The organism is Bacteroides faecalis (genome assembly GCF_003865075.1).
Taxonomy (GTDB): Bacteria; Bacteroidota; Bacteroidia; order Bacteroidales; family Bacteroidaceae; genus Bacteroides; species Bacteroides faecalis.
The window spans coordinates 373530-391938 of the sequence record NZ_BHWB01000004.1; the positions used below are offsets into that span (position 1 = coordinate 373530).

Consider the following 18409-nt stretch of genomic DNA (forward strand, 5'->3'; position numbering starts at 1 on the left):
CCATAGACATTTTATTAGGGAAGCGTAGGTTCAACTGGCAAGTACAAATAAGTAGAAATGTTTGAACAACACCGTTTTAGGAAGTTGAAAAATCAAGTTTCTCTCTCGGTATAGCGTTTATTTTGGCCAATATCTTCTTTAGTTTAGCATTTGTGTATTTCCCATTCGTGTTCTATTTAGCTCCTTATTATGAGTATGTAGCAAGTTACTTATCAAATTCAGCCTCTTTGAGGGTCAAATATGGTTTTGCAAATGGTGACTGACAAGACATAAACAAGGTCAGCAGGAATTTTTTACATAAATGGACATGAATGTATATAACCTAAAATAAGAATAAATTTTAATAAGGGCTGCCCAAAAAGAAAAAAATGCAGTTGCCATCCTATAGATACTTGCAGAAAGGATAAAATTTACTTTTAGACCTTTTGGGATAGCCCTTATTAATACTTCAGATAAAATTCCTTAGGTTATATTTTCAATCCTTTGGACCGGGTTTCCTCCTTGGCATACAGTCCCGGACGCCCGATTATGACATGGTTGGCAACGATACTATCCGCCGGACTGCGTATCTGCGGCGGTGCATTTTCGGGATATTGCGCCTGCCTGTTCCTCACATCTTCCGCTTCCGGCTTGAGCTGTTGCCCTTCATTCTCCTTTTCTGCGACTTCGGGCGTGGGTGGCGCAAGCTCCAGCTGAATTTTTCGGTCAAGGGCGGCAAGTTCGGACTTCAACTGCTTCAGCTCGTCCTCCTTCTTCCACACCTTACCCGCTATCTCCTGTAACTGCGGTATCTCCATCTCCAGCACCTCGTTCTTCGCCTTGTACTGGTCGATGATGGAGGGTATCCTCTCCATCGCGTTGAGGAAGTTGCGGGCGGCGGCCAACGGGTCAGCCATCGCCAGATGCCCGTTGTTGTAGGTGTACTTGTAGTTCCCCTCGACCACGAAGCGGTTGTCGGTGAACTCCAATCCCTCTTTGAGTATCCTTTCGCTCACCACCTTTATCGGAAAACCGTAAAGTTCACCGACCTGCGTGTACAACCCTCCGGTCGTGGCATTCTTGGCTATCTCCTGCAAACGCTTTCCGATGACCTTCTCATCGGCGGAATCCACTCCGTCCACCTTTATTATATTAAGGCGGTTGCCCTCCTTGTCGGTCTGCACCACCGACAGGAAGCGGTTCCAGTCCTCCGTCATGGCATCTATGAAAGCCGTGTTGTTGCGCAACTCGCCGGTCTTTGACTCCAGCTTGAACTCCGAATCACGCTTGCCCTTGTTGAACGACTTGCGTTCCCCTTCGAGCGATGCGATCCGCTTTTCCAGTTTCGCCTTGTCCAACAGGTCGGTATTGCCGGAGAGCAACGCCATGTATTCCGAGAAATTCATGCCCGATTTTTCGTCCATTGCCCCTCGTCGATGGTACGCGCACCCATCGCACCGCTTTTGAGCTGGCTTATGAAAGTCTGCTTGCAGTGCAGGAGGTTGAACTTGTAGCTGTCCAGTGACTTCTCCACCGCGTAGATGATTACATCCACGTTGTTCCCGGCGAAATGTTTGGCAATCTCATTACCTGCCCTAACTCCGCGTCCGTCACGCTGTTGCAAGTCGGACGGTCGATCGGGTAGGTCAAGGGCATTACTGCCCTCTTCCCCCCTCAGAACCGTACGTGAGGGTTTCCCCTCATACGGCTCAAGCTTTTCAAAGTCTCTGTTCGTGTGCAGAGACCGGCTCATCCTACTTCTTGTTTCCATTGTTTTTACGGGATAATTTGAAACATTCATCATGAACCAACAGATTGCATTTCCGTCCGTCTTGTACGGTCGGCATTACATTCCATGCCTTATGCGTGTCAATCGGTTCACCACATATCGGACATTTCCGACCTTGCTTTTCCCATAGGTAAAGCAGGGATTTACGTCCTTTCAGCGTCACAAGCATCTTTGACTTCATTCTTTTATTGAAGTACAGGCGGCAGTCTGCGTCAAACGGATTCATGTCCCCCTTTATCTGCGTATATTGCAGAAAAGGAAACGAAGATGCCAGTTTCAACAAGGTAAGTTGGTCTTCTTTGCCGTTTGATTTCTTGAACTTAGCCGCAAAAGTCCAGCTGTTCCCTCGGATATTGTGCCAATAGCGGTCTTTTATCCACTGTTTCCCTTTCTTGGAATGACGGCGTTTAGCCCATTGCCACAAGGCGAGAAATATCTGATGGTCGATTCTGTGAAAAGAATCACGTGTCGCCCCATGCTGATAATATGCTCCCCATCCTCGAATTTTAGCATTCAACATCCTGATTAATGATTCCTGCTTGCAACCCTTATGACCTTTTGTCACCTTACGGATATTCTCCATAAAGCGTTTTTCGGCTTTCTTGGTCGGCTTGGTCAATATTTCATTGCCGAATTTGCGGATGTTGAAACCGAGAAAATCGAAACCGTCACGGATATTGGTTATCACCGTCTTTTCTTCTGATAAGGTCAGACCTCTTTCAGACATAAAGTCGGCTACCAATGGCTTGATTTCCTTTTCAAGTGTTTCACGGTTCTCGCAGGTAATTATAAAGTCATCAGCGTAACGGACAAGATTCACCATTGGCGAATATAACTTACCTTTGATTCTAACTCGTTTATATTTCTCTGCAAGGACTTTCTGCAATCCGTCCAATGTCATATTGGCAAGCGTGGGAGAGATAATGCCACCTTGTGGCGTTCCCTCCTCTGTCGGGAACATCTGTTTGTTGAAGATATAGCCGCATTTCAACCATTTTCGGAGTATTGCCTTGTCCATAGGGATGTTGGCAAGCAGCCATTCATGGCTGATATGGTCGAAGCACCCCTTTATGTCACCCTCCAGAATCCATTCGGGAGAATAGCCTTTTCGGAGAATGTTATGGCATTGCATTACCGCGTCCATACAGCGGCGTTCCTTGCGGAAACCGTATGAACGTGAGTCGGCTGTTGTTTCCGACACTGGTTCTAATGCCATAAGGTAGAGTGCTTGCATGGCTCTGTCTTTCATTGTCGGTATTCCCAACGGTCGCAGTTTGCCATTACTCTTTTTGATGTGGACTCTTCTCAATGGCTTCGGCTGGTAGCCTCTGCGTTTGAGTTCGCTTATCGCTTGTGTTTTTGCTTCGGGTTTCTCCCATGTTTCCATGTCCACTCCGGGGGTGTTGCCACCTCCGTTAGAAGTAACTCTCTTTACGGCTAAGGCTTTTGCGTAAAAAGAGTGGGTCAGCGTCCACTGCAAGGCTTTCACCTTGTTGTATCTGCCTTCCTTCTGAGCCTTTACAATTCGTGCTTGTAGCTTTCTGACAGCCAACTCCGCTTTAGTCCAGTCTATTCTGTCCCAAAGTGTTTGCTGATTGTCAGCAGGCGCACACGATGTCTTGTTTTCGTTCATTTGCTTTCCTCCTTTTGAAAGTTCTAAAAGTTAATTGTAAAGAATCACCATTTGACAACATTCGGTTTGATTGCCTACCTAATGTCGTCACAGAAGTCTGCCCACTTTCGTGTCGGATGATGTCGCCCACATCAGCCCGTGATGTCGGTTCAATCCGTATCCGCTCCATTACAGAACGGCATTCGCTTTTTCTGTTATCTTATACCTGCACACCATTCGGCTTTCATTGCTGTCAGCTTACCTGTCATTTTTACATGACAGGAGATATACAGGCTTACCATGTTCCACATAGATAACTAACGGATAGGTTAGGTTCTGTCTCATCCTCCGGCGGTGCTTATATCCGTGTAATCCTACCATGGAGAGGATTAACCGACCGCTTCCCTTTTGGGTAGAGTGTGCCAGTATCTTACACTCTTTCGTGACATTACGAAGTTTACTAACAGTTCGCTTGCGCTAACCATACTATCCAGCCTCGCCACTCTACGGTATGATACTAACCGTACTTGACTTCCCCTCACGGTTCTGTCTTGTCTTGCGAAAGTGTACTTCGTCCCGACCGCTTAATACAACATTAAGGTGCATCGGTCGGTAGGCTACCGCTGACGGAACAGCGGGTTAAAGCTGATACCCGTAAGTATCATTCCAACAATTATCTATGCGACTTCATGTCGCACCCACGGTGTATCAAGGTGATGGATGGCGACGCATCTTTTCTGCGCATTCACGCCCGTTCCGAGCATACTTGTGGAGCCGAACAGCACTCGCACTGTCCCTGCGTTCATGGCATCTATCACCGCCTTACGAGCCTTATCCGTCTTACACTCCTGAATGAAGCGCACCTCACTTGCCGGTATGCCGTAATCCTCCACCAACTTGCGTTTTATCTCGCTGTACACGTTCCATCCTTCCCCCGGCTGATATGTACCCAAGTCGGAGAACACGAACTGCGTTCCTTTGTGCGCATCGTATTTGTGGTAATACTCCGCTATCATTTTGGCGCAGTGGCTCGCCTTGTTGTCGGAGTGGTCTTCGTAATTGGGGTCTATCATGCGCATATCCAAAGCCATCTTCCGCGCGTAGTCGGTAGCGATGAGCATCTTAGCCTTCTCTTCCGTTTCAGACAGCGGCAACCTGCCCAACAACGTCGCGTCACCTGTCTTGGCAAATTCCATCAGTTGTTTGATGAAATACTCTTGGTCGGGTGTAGGCGGTATGTGGTGCAGTATCTCGTTCTTGTGCGGACGATCCACACCCACGTCCTCCGCCGTGCGGTAGTCGGTGATTTCGTTGTAAAAGGCGGCAAGCTCCGGCACTTTGATGAAGTAGCGGAAACGCTCCTTCTGCACCACGTTGTTTGTCACGTTGAACTCGAAGTCGGTCGTCTTCTTGGCGAAGATAGCCGCCCATGCGTCGAAACAGCGGATGTCCTGCCGTTCCAGTTCCTTCGGGCGCAGGTACTTAAAGAGCAGGTACAATTCCGTCAGACTGTTGGAAATAGTCGTGCCCGAAAGGAACGTAGCCCCTAAGTCTTTGCCCGTACGCTCCTGTATAGTTCGTATGGCAAAAAGCATATTCAGGGCTTTCTGGCTCCCCTCCGAGTTTCCCAACCCCGCCACACGGTCATGCCGGGTGTTGAAAGTCAAGTTCTTGAATTGGTGGCTCTCGTCTATGAAAATGTGGTCGATGCCCATCTGTTTGAAGTCCACCACGTCATCTGTGCGCGACTTGATGGCGTGTTCCACTTTCTCTAACTTCGCCACAAGGTTGTGCTTGCGCTTCTCCAATCCTTTCAGCATCGCCCGCGACACGTTCTTGCCTTGCTGCCGTAAGACTTCGAGGTTTTCCTCCACCGTGTCAAGCTCCGCTTGCAGGATGCGTTGCTGCAACTCCGGTGACTGCGGTATCTTGCCGAACTGGTCATGCGACATGATGACGCAATCATAGTCATTGTTTTTGATGTTGTTGAAGAAACGCACACGGTTGGCGGTCGAGAAATCCTTTTCCGAAGCGTAGAGGATGCGGGCATTCGGATAGGCAGCTTGATAAGTGGCGGCAATCTCCGCGACATTGGCTTTCAGACCAATAATCATCGGCTTGTGCGCCAAGTTCAGACGCTTCATTTCATGCGCTGCAATACACATTATCAGTGTTTTACCTGTTCCGACTTCATGGTCGCATATTCCGCCGCCATTCTGTTTTATCATCCAGACGCAATCCTTCTGCGACGGATAAACGCTTTGAATACCCCGGCTTGCCAATCCTTTCAGATTGAGGTCGGGAAACGTCTGGTGCGAACCGTCATACTTCGGGCGCACGAAACAGTTGAACTTGCGGTTATACATTGTCACGAGCCGTTCCTTGAACTGCGGCGACTGCTCTTCCAACCATTCCGAGAACCCGTTGCGGATTTCGTCAATCTTGGCGTTGGCGAGCTGTATGCCCTCGCTGTCACGCACCTTGATGTCGTTGCCGTTCTCATCTTTGCCAATACTTTTCATCATGTCGGGACAGGTGTTGTGCAAAGCGTGTTTCAACAGGTGCATACCGTCATAGTTCCGGTAATAGCCCTTTACCAGAAACTCGTCCGTGATCTTCATGGTGCGGTAGCCGCACGCCACGGAAAACTCGTCCATGTTGGCGGAATAGGCGATTTTCACGTCCGTGTCGAAAAGATGGCTCATGTAGGCGGCATACACGCCCGTGGGAATCCAGCGTTCACCGAAGTTGAAGTCGAGGTCTTCAAAGGCGATACGCTGCGGCTCGGCTTCCTTCAAAGCCTCCAAAGCCTGTTTCACTTCCGGCAATCTTTCGCTTTCCAGATTATTTTCCATCCATGCCTCTATACGCTCCGCCTTCTCTATCACGTTTCCCGCGATGAAGCGGTCTTTAATCTCGTAACCGGTTACGAGCGGATTGTAGAAGATACGCCCCTTGAGGGCATTGAGAAGCTCCTCTTCCGTACTGTCTGTTATCCCCCGCATATAGTTGAGATTGACCGTACCATACTTGTTGAGCGATGCAGACAAGGCTTCTTCCGGAGAACCGACGTTGGCATGGTTCTCCACCGAGAAGGAAACGGGACGGTCGAAGATGTCCGCTTTGACGAACTTGCCGTCCTCCGCACGTTCCAGCGAAAGGATGTCGCGCCCTCCGGCGTCCATCATCACCAGTTTCACGTTCTGTTTGGCGTTGAGGTTGCCATAACGCATGACAAACTCGTCGTAACAGGTGTTCAGGTGTTCACGCCAAGGTACATTTTCCTCACGTCTGTTCGATTCATAGCGGTACAACCGCTCGTATGCGTCACGGAGCGATACATACAGCAACGCTTTCTCTTTCTGATAACCGGTTAGTCCAAGCGGCTGGAAGGTTGCACCGTAGGGAGTAATGTCCTTCAGATAACCGATGTCGCGTGCCCTGTTTGCCACCAGCGACCCTTCACGCAGGTGCATTTCCGGCGTGCGGTGATAGGGACGCGGCGTAAGGTCGAGGGCTTCTTTTTTCGGCTTTTCCGTTTCAAATTCCGGGAACAGGGAAGTGGCAACCGTTTCGGAAGTAGGCACAACTTCTGCCGGTGTTTCAGGTTGCTTTATTTCTTCCGTTTGTTCCGGCTTTTTATCCATATTGTCCGAAGAAGGCGCAAAAGCAGGGTTCAACGTGTCTTTGATACCCATCTTTTTCAGTTGTTCCTGCCTGTGCCGTTCTGCCTCAAGCCGTAGGGCCTTGCGCCGTTCCGCTGTCAGACTCATCATTGTCTCATAGAAGCCGTTGATGGGAGGATTGGTTTCCCAATCCAGAGTGGCGTAAATGTCGTCCGGGTCGTTTGGCTTTTCGGCATTTTCCGGCTTTTCTTCCTTATTACCGTTTACCGGCTTGGCGGCTTCAACGGGTGGAGTAACTTTGACCTGCGGTTTAGGCGTGGACGGCATAGGCTTCGGCTTGCTTTCCTTTTTCGCTGCCTTTTTCTTTTTTGCCGGTTCCTCTATGGGCATACCCCAAAGGTCGAGCAGGGTAAGCTGCACGGCTGACGAATGGTTGGGTTGGCGCGGCTCAATCTCCGGCTTTTCCTCTATGGGCTGTGCCTGCGGCTTCTCCACTCCCTTGACAGGCTCAATTACAGAAACGGGGGCTATTACAGAAGGTGATACCTTTTCTGTTTTCGGAGCAGGTTGCACTTCCGCAGCCGTGCTTTCCTCCTTTGTCGGATGCAGGCTGTGTTTCTCATACAGTTTCCTGTCAAGTTGTTGCAGTTCTATTTTCAGATGCTCCCGCAAGTCTTCCGCCAGTTGTGCGATGTCCCCACGGTGCAGGAGTTTATAGGCTGGTTTCCCGTACGGGTCGGTACTTCTGATCAAATCCGTGTGTGAAAGCGAGCCGATGCTCCATACATACCCATTTACGGAAGTGCCGATAGGGGTCTGTTCGGTCTGCACGAAGAGTTTTTCGTTGTAATACAGTTCACCATTCTTTCCGCTGTTCTTTTGCAGGATAATCAGGTCGCTGCCCACCTCCGTTCCCGCGTTATCCGTAAAGAGGTTGTTCGGCAGGCGGGCTACGCCCACCAGATTGGTATGGTTCATCATATACTCGCGTATGGGCGCGTTGGTCGGGGCATCCAGTACCCCCTGCGAGGTGATGAACGCCACGATTCCGCCTTCACGCACCGCGTCAAGGCTTTTCAGGAAAAAGTAATTGTGTATCGTCCGTGCCGCCGAGTGCCTTGCAGGATCCTTGCTGCCCGAAAATTCCGGGTCGAACACCGCCACATCGCCAAACGGTATATTGGAGACAGCCAAATCAAAATGGTTCATGAACGGCTTTTCTATCTTCTCGAAGCCCTGTACCCTTACTTTCTGTCCGGGATGCAGGTGCTTCAGTATCTTGCCCGTCATCAGGTCTTTCTCAAAAGCCATGATGTCCGCGTCCGGTCTGTTCTCCAGCACGGCGTCCACGAATGCACCGACACCTGCCGACGGCTCCAGCACCCGGTCGGGACGGATGCCGTGTTCATGCAGCACGTCCGCGATGGTCCCGGTTATCTCCGGCGGGGTATAGAAGGCGGTCAGCACGGACTGCTTCATGGCATCCATATACCGTTTGTACTCCGTCTCGTCTTTTGTGTTCTCCCGCAGCAACCTGTGCAGTTCCACGGTAGGGGCAAACAGTTCGAGGTCGGACTTCGCCCAGTGGACGGCATCCGTCAGTTCCCTTGCAGGGTTGAGTATGCTCTTCAGTCCCCCGAAACCGCAATAACGCTCTAACAAGAGCCGTTCGCGTGCGGTGGGTGTGCGCTGTTCCCTGTCAAGGAGGAATGCCGTCCGTATCGCCTCGATGTTGTCCCGCAGCCTCTGTTTGCGGTTAAACGCCATACTCTTCGATATAGAGGATGACGGCTCCCGTCAGCTCCGTGTAGAGCAGGTCATATTCGGGCGACAGGGCGAAATTGTCGTCCGAGAGGTCATAGATGGAGAATACGTTTCCGACAAGCGGCAGCAGCTTCTGGGTAAAGGCTTCACATTTTTCTCCCGGTACTTCACCCGCAAATTCGTTCTCCACGACTTCGCGCAGGATGGCGTGCCTGGAGTAGCGAAGGCCCTCCGTCAGCACCTTCATCGCCAGTTCCTGCGCCCCGTCGGCAGGATAGCCTTCGAGCCTTGCCCGTTCATACGCTTCGGCGGCACGGTCGGTTCTTTCTCGGATGAAGGCTTCATCGGCTGCCTGTTCGAACTTGTTCGTGGTGAGGTAGTCCAGCAGGTACAGACCGTAATAGGAAAAGTCGGTCCGACCCTCGTTTTTCTTCTTGTTGTTCATTTCTTTGGAATTTAGTGGATTGATAATGATGATAGGGATAATCGTTGGAAAACGAGAAGAAAAAGGCACCCGGTATCCCTCCGAGTGCCACCACTAAATCCAAAGTATGAGTGTAATCCGGTATCGAAGAACAATTCATTACTCTGAACCAGTGGCAAAGTTAAACATTTATTTTCTTCTTTTCGCAGAGGTCGCTTTACTTTTCCTTTCTGGGAACACGAAAACCGTGTTATAGTCCCCGTCAAAGGCGACTACGGCATCAAAACTCTTGCCCTGCTTGCTCTTGAATCCTTTGAGCAGTTTCGTGTGTCCGTCGGTGAGCAGGTTTTTGATTTCATCATCAGAGAGGGTGCGGTTTGCTTTCAGGCGGAACACGGGCAGACCGCACTCCGCGTTGTCGCAGCGGACGACCTTGCCGTAAAACTGCATCGTCCCCGCTCCGCACTTGGGACACTTGCAGCCGGAATCCCTGCGGGCGAACAGCTTGTCGCACGACAGCAGTTCGGAGGTAATTTCCCGTGTATATGCCTCAATCTTCCTGCGGAAGTCATCGGCGGGCAGTTCCCCACGCTCGATGCGTGCCAATTCCTTTTCCCATTCGCCCGTCATGGCGACATCGGCAATACGCATCGCCTTCACGACCGAGTAGAGGGCAAGCCCTTTTTCGGTGGGGACAAGCGACTTCTTGCAGCGTTCCATATAGCCGCGCTTGAAAAGCGTTTCGATGATGGACGCACGGGTGGCGGGCGTGCCGATGCCGCAATCCTTCATAGCCTGCCGCAATGCGTCGTCCTCTATCTCCTTGCCAGCCGTTTCCATCGCGGACAGCAGGGTGGCTTCGGTATGCAGCGGCTTGGGTTTGGTCTTTCCCTCCGTGATGGAGGCGGCTTTCAGTGCCAGCGTGTCGCCTTCCTGCCAACAGGGAATGGCGGCGGTTTCCTCTTGGCTGTTGTTCTCTTCTCCATTCTCCTTGCCATAGACGGCACGCCATCCGGCTTGCCTGATGATGCTGCCTTTTGCCACGAACTCCACTCCGGCACACTCTGCCGTGACGGTGGCAGTGTCCTTGACGCATTTTTCGGAGAAAGCCTCAAGCATGCGCCCGGCTATCATGTGATAGACGGTGCTGTCCTCTTTGGAGAGGAACAGCGGCTTCTCGCCCGTGACGAGCAGGGCATGGTGGTCTGTCACCTTGCCGCCGTCCAGGCTGCGGCGTGTCGGCACGGCTTTCGGCTGCAACTTGCCATTCCATTCGGGCAGGCTGCCGATGAAGGCAAGCAGCTTGGGGATTTCCGCGAACACGTCTTCGGGAATGTAGCGGCTTCCGGTTCGCGGATAGGTGATGAGCTTCTTCTCGTAGAGCTTCTGCGCGATTTCAAGCGTCTGTTCCGCCGTGAAGCCATGCTTGGCGTTGGCTTCCTTCTGGAGCGTGGTCAGGTCGTACAGGAGCGGTGTTTCCTCCGTCTTCTCCTTGCGTTCGGCTTTCGTGACGGTGGCTGTGCCTGTTTCCTTTACCTTATTATATAAGACTGTGGCAGGCTCCATCTCCTTCCATTTCCCGGTGGAAGAGAATTTCACGGTATCACCATCGCCTCCGTCAGCGGCAATATGGAGTTGCCAGAAAGGTTCCACCGTGAAGCGGCGGTTTTCCCAGTAGCGTGCGCACACCATCGCCAGCGTGGGTGTCTGTACCCGTCCGACGGAATACGTGCCGTGTCCGGCGGCGATGGAGAGAGCCTGCGTGCCGTTGATGCCCACGAGCCAGTCGGATTCGCTCCGCGCTTTGGCGGCGAGGTAGAGGTTGTCATACTTGCTCCCCGCTTCGAGGTTGCGCAGTCCATCGCGGATGGCCTTGTCGGTAAGCGAGCTTATCCAGAGGCGCACGAAAGGGGTGGCGCATCCTATGTAATGGTAGAGGTATCGGAAGATAAGTTCGCCCTCGCGACCGGCATCGGTCGCCACGATGATCTGTTCGCTGCCGTTGAACAGGCGGCTGATGATTTTTATCTGCAACACCACGCCGCTGTCGGGTTTGTAACTCTTCTCTGTCTTTTCCTGACGGGGAATGAGCGTGAAGGTTTCGGGAATGACGGGCAGGTTGTCACGGACGAAGCCGCGTATGCCGTAACCGTCGGGCATGGCAAGCTGGACAAGGTGTCCGAATGCCCATGTCACGGCATAGCCGCCTCCCTCGAAATACCCTTCCTCTCTTTTTGTCGCGCCCACGATGCGGGCAATTTCACGTGCCACGGATGGCTTTTCTGCAATGATTGTCTTCATGCTAATTACTTTTTTATGAATTATTACTTTGGATTTAGTGGCGGACACGGGATGTTACATCTTCATGCCCTTATTGTTTCTCTTCTGAGGCTTCTCCTGCTGCTTTTGCTGTTTGTCGTCTTTCGGAGCGGTCTGTCCCTTCTGCAACGGCTCTTTCAGGTTCTTGGTCGCCTCGTTGGTCTTGCCCTCGCTGTTCACCGCCACCTGTGTGCGGCTTTCGTTGGAGGGGGCTACCTTCTGTGCGTTGTCAGGATTGGTGTCGTAGCGATAAGGACGACCCTTCTCCGGGTTGAACTTGATATACATCGTGGCATGGAAACCCTGTTTGTCTGTCACGTTCTCCAGCTTTATCGCCTTACCCGCTGCGTAATCGGCTTTCTGCTGGTCGGTGAAGTTCACGCCGTTCCATTTGCTGATGGGGCGGATGCTGCCGTCTGCGTTCGTCCACGTGTTGCGGCGTTGCTCTTTCTGTGGAGCTGCGGAATTTTCCATGCTCTGAGCCTGTCCTTGTGTGGGATTGTTCTTGGCTTCCTGCGTCTGGGCAGTACGGGGCGACCTGCCGGTTCCCGGTACGAACTCCACGCCTCGCTGCTCTACATTCACTTGAAGAGTGGTGACGAATTTCCTGCCGTCGTTGCGCTCAATAAGTTTGTCGCGCACGGGCAGCCCGGCACGCAGCATATCCTGTTCCTGCTTGGTGATTTCCGTCTTGCCGATGCGCTCCGGTATGCGCACCTTGTTTGCAGGAATGTCCGTGATTTCATTCGTCTTGCGGTCTATGCTGATGAACGAGGGGATGATTTCACCCGTTTCCTTGTCCACGATGTCCACGACCCTGCCGAGATTGCCCGTTTCACGCAGGTTCTTACGGTCTTCGTCGGAGAACTTGTGTTCCTTGTACTCGTCGAGTTTCTGCTCCTTGCGGATGAAGTGCGGCACGAGGCTGACATTGCCTTCACCGTCCTTCTTGAAGGAAAGGCGGGCATCCAGTTCAAAAGCCTCGCCGCCGAACTTGGGCGACACTTTCACCAAATCGGACTTGCCGTAGTTGAGCATCTTGTTCAGATCACCGGACTTTTCAAGGTCGTCACGTTTCACGCCCCATTTCTCTTCCAGCTCCTGCCAGTTGATTTTGCTCTCGTCAATGGGTTGGTAGCCACGTCTTCCCTGCGCCTGTTGTTGCGGGCTTTCCTGATTCTGTTCCTGCTTCTTTTCCATTTCTTCCTGTTTTTGGGTTTCTTTGGGTTGTCCTTCCTGTTTTTGTTCCGGCATCCCGGCGGTCTGTTCTTCCTTTACCTGCTTTTCGTAGCCGGAAGTGTCCACCTTGTGGGGCGCAAGCAGTTCTTTGTTGGCTTCGGGGTCTTTCAGCAGATCTTTCATCACCTCCATCAGTTTGTCGGCTTGGTCTGCCGCGAAACGGTAGAAACCGAAGCGGCTGGGTTCCTTGCACTGCCGGAAGAAGTTTTTGAAGAAGTTGTCCAGCACGTCGCCGTGGCGGTCGAATTGCAGGAAACTCTGTGCGTTCTCCGCCTTTGCGGGGGTACGCTTGGGTGAGCCGTCGGCATTAAGCCCGGCTACCACACTGATCTCGCCCGTCTTCTCGTCGCGGACTATCAGCACGTCTTTTTCTGTTGTTTTCTTTGCCATTTGAAAAATGTTTTAATGGGTTATTTATTAAAGAAATTATGGATACGCGCCTTGTAGAAGGCTATATCTTCCTTGCGGAAATCCTTTACGTGTTCGGAGAGGAATGTCAGTACGTCCTCCTCGCTGTAATAGGTCTTTTTGCCGAGCGTCTTGTAGGGCAATGCACCGATGCTGCGGTAGCGCTGCAGGGTACGCTTGCTTATCTGGAGCAGCATGCAGAGGTCTTGGTTGTCGAACATCCTGATACTTTCCATCGGGTTCGGGGCTTTGCCGGACGGTCGCAGGGAGAGCAGCAGCTCGTCCTGACGGTCGAGCCGTTCCATCAGCTTCTGCATCCAGTCCTCAAAATTGTTTCGTGTAAGCAGTTCCATATCTTATGTCCTCCTTCCTTTGGGTTTGCCGCCGCCCGTGCGCAGCGTGTGGTTGCGTTTCAGTTCCGTCAGTGTCGCTGCATCTTCTGCCACGGTGCAGTCTGCGAGCAGGCGGTCTATTTCCGACCGGCGGTAGCGGCATTTGCCGCGCAGCACGATATAGCCGATGCGCTGTTCGCTGCGCATACGTTGGAGGGTACGGGTACTCACGTTCAGCAGGTGCGCCGCCTCGCGGGTGGTGAGCAGCATGTCGGAAGACTCTCCCTTCCTTTCACCGGAAACGGCACGCACATAGACCGCTATCTCGGCTATCTGTTCCGTCAGGGCGGTGAAGGCGGAACTTTCAATCGTTATCACTTTCATATTTTGTCCTTTCTTTTGTTTCTCTGCGGCAAAATTCGGCAATAAACAAAAGGGGCTTTAACAACTCATTACGTGACTCACGTAAGATTTTCTTTGAAAGTGACTCCGTAACCCGGACAACCGGCGCAACAAGCTGCCGTATAGCGGAAAACGGCACGCATTCAAGGCGACTGCGTTACCTTTGCGGTAAATCATTAAATGTTTTGGTATATGGAAATCGTATCTATCGAGAAAAAGACCTTCGAGATGATGCTGGCGTCATTCAACGCCCTCTCGGAGAAAGTCGCCGCCCTCAGGCGCAAAAGCGACGGCGGGCGGCTGGAAAGGTGGCTCACGGGCGAGGAGGTCTGCGGGCAGTTGAGAATCAGCCCGCGCACGTTGCAGTCATTGCGTGACAGGCGGCTTATCGGCTACTCGCAGATAAACCGCAGGTTCTATTACAGGCCGGAGGAGGTCAGGCGGCTGATTCCGCTTATCGGCACGATCTATCCCGATGGAAAATGACTCTGTTTTTATTAACCACTTAATCCGATGTTATGATGAACGAGAACAACGAGGTTTTCACAATGGAGGACGAGCCGGTTGCCACCGCGATACAGAATATGCTCAAAGGCTCCAAATGGCTCTCCGCATTTTTGGAAAGTTACCGTCCGCCACTGGACGGGGAACATTACCTGACGGACAAGGAGGTGGCGGAAATGCTCCGGGTAAGCCGCCGCACCTTGCAGGAGTATCGCAACAACAGGATGCTGCCCTTTATCCTTCTGGCAGGTAAGGTGCTTTATCCCGAATCGGGACTGCGTGAACTGTTGGAGGCGAATTACCTCAAGCCGCAGGAATAAGGCGGTTGCATGAAAAAAAGGAAACGGACGGCACCCGATGGCGTTGTCCGTTTCCTTTTTCGTTATCTGTATGCGTGTTCAGCAATATCCGGTTTTCCCGTTCTGTATGAACATCACGTATGCCTGCCTCTTTTCCTTTGAGAGTGCCTTTTCCACCAGCCACATGCGGAACACGTGTGTATAGTAGGTATTCAGCCGGAAGGCTACTGGAATGATGATTTCAAGCGAGTAAACATCCGCGTACAGGCCGTTTTCAAGCTGTATGTAGCGGCATACCTCGTAGTCGTTCAGCACGTCCGACTTGCGGACGGCTTTGATGGCGGCGTTCACTGCCGGGACGGTGGCATGGAACTCTTCGGCGATTTCCCCGGCGGTCATCCATACCTCGTTACCGGTTACGCTGACCGTCTTGTCCTCTATAATGATTATGTCACGTTTCATGGCGTCTCTGTTTTAGATGGTACATCCTGCAAATTCCTCTATTTGGTTCAATCTTGCGGCAAGGTTCTCCATGTCTTGGTTGAGCTTCTCTTTGGTTATCTTCGCGTATATCTGCGTTGTCTTTATACTCTTGTGTCCCAGCATGGAACTGACTGTTTCGATGGGTACACCGTTGGAGAGGAACACCGTCGTGGCTGCCGTATGGCGGCTCTGATGCCACGTGATATGCTTGGTGATGCCGCAACGCTTGGCGACGGCACGGATTCCGGCAAGGCACGTGTTGTAGTGGGGAACAGGGAAAATCCTGCCGTTTTCGCACAGCCCGCGGTATTTGTCGATGATTTGTTTCGCAATGTCAAGCAGGCGGATGTTAGACACCACGCCCGTCTTCTGGCGGTTGATGTTTATCCACTCGTGTTCATCGAAGTAGGTGCGGATGTTCTCTTCCGTCAAATTGCGCATATCGGCGAATGACAAGCCCGTGAAGGCGCAGAACAGGTAGAGGTCGCGGTATAGTTCCTGTTTGGCGTTCTTCAGTTTACCTTCCATCAGCAGGCGGATTTCGTCTTTGGTCAGGAAACTGCGTGTCGTTTCCTCCTTCTTGATTTCATACTCCCTGAACGGGTCGCGTGTGAGCCATTCGTTGTTGATGGCGATAAACACCATCGTCCGAAGTGGGCATACATACAGCCACACGGTATTGGTGCAGCAGTGTTTGTCCGTGCGCAGAAACATCTCGAAGTCGGAAATGAAAGCGGGGGTAAGCTCTTTCAACGCGATGTCCTTCACGTGGTAACGGATGTTGAGAAACTCTTGCAGGTGCTTGTAAACGGTCTTGTACTTCAAAAGCGTGCCTTTGGCTTTCATGCCTGCTTCCACCTGCTTGGCATAGTCCTCGTTGTGTTGCTGGAACACCTGCATCAGCGTGTGATAGCGGTGTTCCAGTCCGAGAAAGGCGTTCTTCACCTTCTCTGCCGTGACGAAATTGTCACGCTCCATGATTTCCTGATAGTGCTTGTTGATGCGCACCCGCATCTTGTCAAGCATGCGGTTCGTTTCGAGTGCCGCCGTGCTTCTGCCCGTGACACGTCCCCCTTTGGTGTCCCACAACTTGGGATCGATGGTCAGTTTGCAACTGAATTGCGTCTGGCTGCCGTCCACCGTGATGCGTCCCATGACGGGAACCGTCCCGTCTTTTTTCACTACCTGACGTTTGAGGTAGTAAATAACTGAAAATGTACTCTTCATCGTCCTTAATTTTTTTTGTTCAAAATTAGTTGGTGAAGAGCCCTCCTCTGATACGCAAATTGCGGAAGAACGGCGCAATCTTTTTTCGTTACCGGATTTTTTGCGTGAGTTGTCAGTAACTCACTAATCCTTAAAGCCTTGTTTCGTTATTCGTGTCCATTTCGTCACCTATTGGGCGTGGTTACGAACAAGTAACGTAGCTCCGTCTTGATTTGGCTTCGGCGTGGATTGTAATGGCTCTCGGAATAATTGGCAGCGTAAATGAAACCCCTGTAAATCAAATCCATTACCATATTCTTCCGCATTTCACTTTTTTGTAGTAACTTTGTGATGCAATTTTTATCTTAAAATTTAAGATTATGAAAACAATTAATGTATTATTGGCTATTTGTGTTGTTAGTGTATATTCATGGGCTTATTATAACACAAATTCAACTAATTCTCATTTTAGTTTAATGGATTTAGTAAATATTGAGGCTTTAGGAAACCCTGAAACTGAAACTCGGTCGTGTTCTATTAGTTATGATTGTATAAATTCAGCAGGTCAGAGAGATGGGGATATTAGTTGTACTGGAACTGTAAAATGTCACCGAGGAATTGATAAGAGTGGTACTATTATAATTAAAGAAAAACGGTGGGTTGAATGTGACGGCTTAAAAACGTATTGCTAAATAAAATAAGGAATGAGAACGTCAATATTATATATTTGTGTTATTTTGACTGTGTTTAATATCATATCTTGTAAAGAAGAAATGAATATTGAAGAGCTGAAATGTTCTTTGTTTTCTTCTTTTACTACTTATCCTGATTCAACATTTTTTAAGGGAATATCATGCTTGTTCTTTGAAAAAAATAAACTTTATATGTTTGATCCGTCAAGGGCTGATGTTGCTGTTTTAGATATTGATAGAGATATTTTCTATACTGTTGGTAAATTCGGAGAAGGTCCTAAAGAAGTGGTGTCACCAACAGGATTTTATGTATATAAAGACACTGTTTATATCTCAGATGCTGGTGCAATGGCTTTGAAACTTTATGATGGGAAAGGATTTATAGAATCTGTGTCAGTCCCAACATGTAATGAGTTCCGTTTCTTTATAGATAATGATACTGTTTATGCAACAACGGTGACGGATAGTTCATGTTATGTTAAGACGGCAAGAAATTGGGATCGTGTGAATAATAATGATATACAATTTTGTGGAGATGTATTTTCTATGACAGAATATGCAGATATGAATATATTACGTAATCAGCGTCATTTAGTAAAAGGTAAAGATTGTTTGTATGCTATATGTCCAAGTTATCCTGTTGTAGAAAAATATGATTTGCGTAAAAACAAACTACTTGCTTCATGCGATTTGTCAGATATTGGTATTATTAAAGATAATTTATCTTATATAAAACAGAAGAGTACGTCTCCTAGAAGCTTTTTCACATATTTATGTGATGCTTATTGGGATGAAGGTAAATTGTATCTGTTGTGTGCTACTTGGGAAAAAGGATATAGAGTAAATACTATCTTAATTTTAAACTCGGATTTAACTCCATTTTATGTTTGTCATTTACCTGGTAAAATATATAATACAATTTGTGCTAATAAAAACTATATTTATGCAATGAATTATGAGCAGTGTGCTATGGAAATATATAAGATTAATAAACTTTTCTAGTATTCTATAATGTTGATTGTTGATAATGAATTGATAATAAAAGATACATATATATTTGAAGTATCACAAGATAAAAAAGAACTAAAAGGTTTTATTCAAAAATGTCTATCTATAGATGATTAAAGTTGCAATAGTTTGAAATGATAAAAGCGGTTCTGATAAAATCAGGGTGGATAAAAATAGATGATTAGAATTTTATATTTGAAGTGCTAGTTGTATTGTTTTTATGTTTCCTGTATTAGTTAATATACAAAGAATCCAACATCTTTATTGTAAAGCAGTTGAATTCTTTATTTACTAAATTTCCTGACTATCTAAATGGAGTCAAA

General features: G+C 49.6%; 12 protein-coding genes and 2 pseudogenes. 4 read left to right on the top strand and 10 right to left on the bottom strand.

The window, feature by feature from the left end; genetic code table 11:
* Positions 1-467 precede the first annotated feature (467 nt).
* From EJF25_RS09595 to EJF25_RS09635, 8 genes and pseudogenes are all read right to left on the bottom strand, one after another.
* Positions 468-1630 (bottom strand): annotated as a pseudogene (locus tag EJF25_RS09595) (DNA methylase); the annotation flags it as partial.
* Between the two features lie 103 nt (positions 1631-1733).
* The gene (gene ltrA, locus EJF25_RS09600; protein WP_004323414.1) at positions 1734-3401 is read right to left on the bottom strand and encodes a group II intron reverse transcriptase/maturase; all 1668 of its coding nucleotides are present in this window, start codon (positions 3399-3401) and stop codon (positions 1734-1736) included.
* 677 nt (positions 3402-4078) lie between these two features.
* A pseudogene (locus EJF25_RS09610) lies at positions 4079-8773 on the bottom strand (helicase-like domain-containing protein); the annotation flags it as partial.
* A complete protein-coding gene (locus tag EJF25_RS09615) occupies positions 8763-9215 on the bottom strand; it encodes a DUF1896 domain-containing protein (RefSeq protein ID WP_005830224.1) in 453 nt (150 codons plus the stop codon). The pseudogene EJF25_RS09610 and the gene EJF25_RS09615, both read right to left, overlap by 11 nt.
* A gap of 168 nt (positions 9216-9383) precedes the next feature.
* Positions 9384-11495: a type IA DNA topoisomerase gene (locus EJF25_RS09620; RefSeq protein ID WP_125041021.1), complete on the bottom strand. Its 2112-nt coding sequence runs from the start codon at positions 11493-11495 to the stop codon at positions 9384-9386.
* 54 nt (positions 11496-11549) lie between these two features.
* Positions 11550-13142 (bottom strand): DUF3945 domain-containing protein, encoded by a 1593-nt coding sequence (locus EJF25_RS09625; RefSeq protein ID WP_125041022.1) that lies wholly within the window; start codon positions 13140-13142, stop codon positions 11550-11552.
* Between the two features lie 20 nt (positions 13143-13162).
* Positions 13163-13513, bottom strand: coding sequence for a helix-turn-helix domain-containing protein (locus tag EJF25_RS09630; protein ID WP_004308425.1), 351 nt, complete (start codon positions 13511-13513; stop codon positions 13163-13165).
* A gap of 3 nt (positions 13514-13516) precedes the next feature.
* On the bottom strand, positions 13517-13876 hold the full coding sequence (locus tag EJF25_RS09635) for a helix-turn-helix domain-containing protein (protein WP_005830221.1): 360 nt from the start codon (positions 13874-13876) through the stop codon (positions 13517-13519).
* 210 nt (positions 13877-14086) lie between these two features.
* Here EJF25_RS09635 and EJF25_RS09645 point away from each other — a divergent pair, with 210 nt between their 5' ends.
* Complete coding sequence (locus tag EJF25_RS09645; protein WP_008645702.1) at positions 14087-14380, top strand: helix-turn-helix domain-containing protein; 294 nt, start codon at positions 14087-14089, stop codon at positions 14378-14380.
* Positions 14381-14412: 32 nt separating this feature from the next.
* Entirely contained in the window at positions 14413-14718 is a 306-nt protein-coding gene (locus tag EJF25_RS09650; protein WP_032567530.1) for a helix-turn-helix domain-containing protein, read from the top strand.
* A gap of 78 nt (positions 14719-14796) precedes the next feature.
* On the opposite strand, the gene EJF25_RS09655 is transcribed toward EJF25_RS09650, so the two are convergent.
* Both EJF25_RS09655 and EJF25_RS09660 read right to left on the bottom strand, forming a co-directional pair.
* On the bottom strand, positions 14797-15159 hold the full coding sequence (locus EJF25_RS09655) for a virulence RhuM family protein (protein ID WP_004308431.1): 363 nt from the start codon (positions 15157-15159) through the stop codon (positions 14797-14799).
* Positions 15160-15171: 12 nt separating this feature from the next.
* Positions 15172-16407: a site-specific integrase gene (locus EJF25_RS09660; RefSeq protein ID WP_004308432.1), complete on the bottom strand. Its 1236-nt coding sequence runs from the start codon at positions 16405-16407 to the stop codon at positions 15172-15174.
* A gap of 359 nt (positions 16408-16766) precedes the next feature.
* On the opposite strand from EJF25_RS09660, the gene EJF25_RS09665 reads away from it, so the two are divergent.
* Together EJF25_RS09665 and EJF25_RS09670 are read left to right on the top strand one after the other, a co-directional pair.
* A complete protein-coding gene (locus EJF25_RS09665) occupies positions 16767-17078 on the top strand; it encodes an NVEALA domain-containing protein (protein WP_125041023.1) in 312 nt (103 codons plus the stop codon).
* A 12-nt stretch (positions 17079-17090) separates the two neighbouring features.
* Positions 17091-18080 carry a 6-bladed beta-propeller gene (locus tag EJF25_RS09670; RefSeq protein ID WP_125041024.1) on the top strand — a complete coding sequence of 330 codons (990 nt, stop codon included), beginning with the start codon at positions 17091-17093 and terminating at the stop codon, positions 18078-18080.
* Positions 18081-18409: the final 329 nt, after the last annotated feature.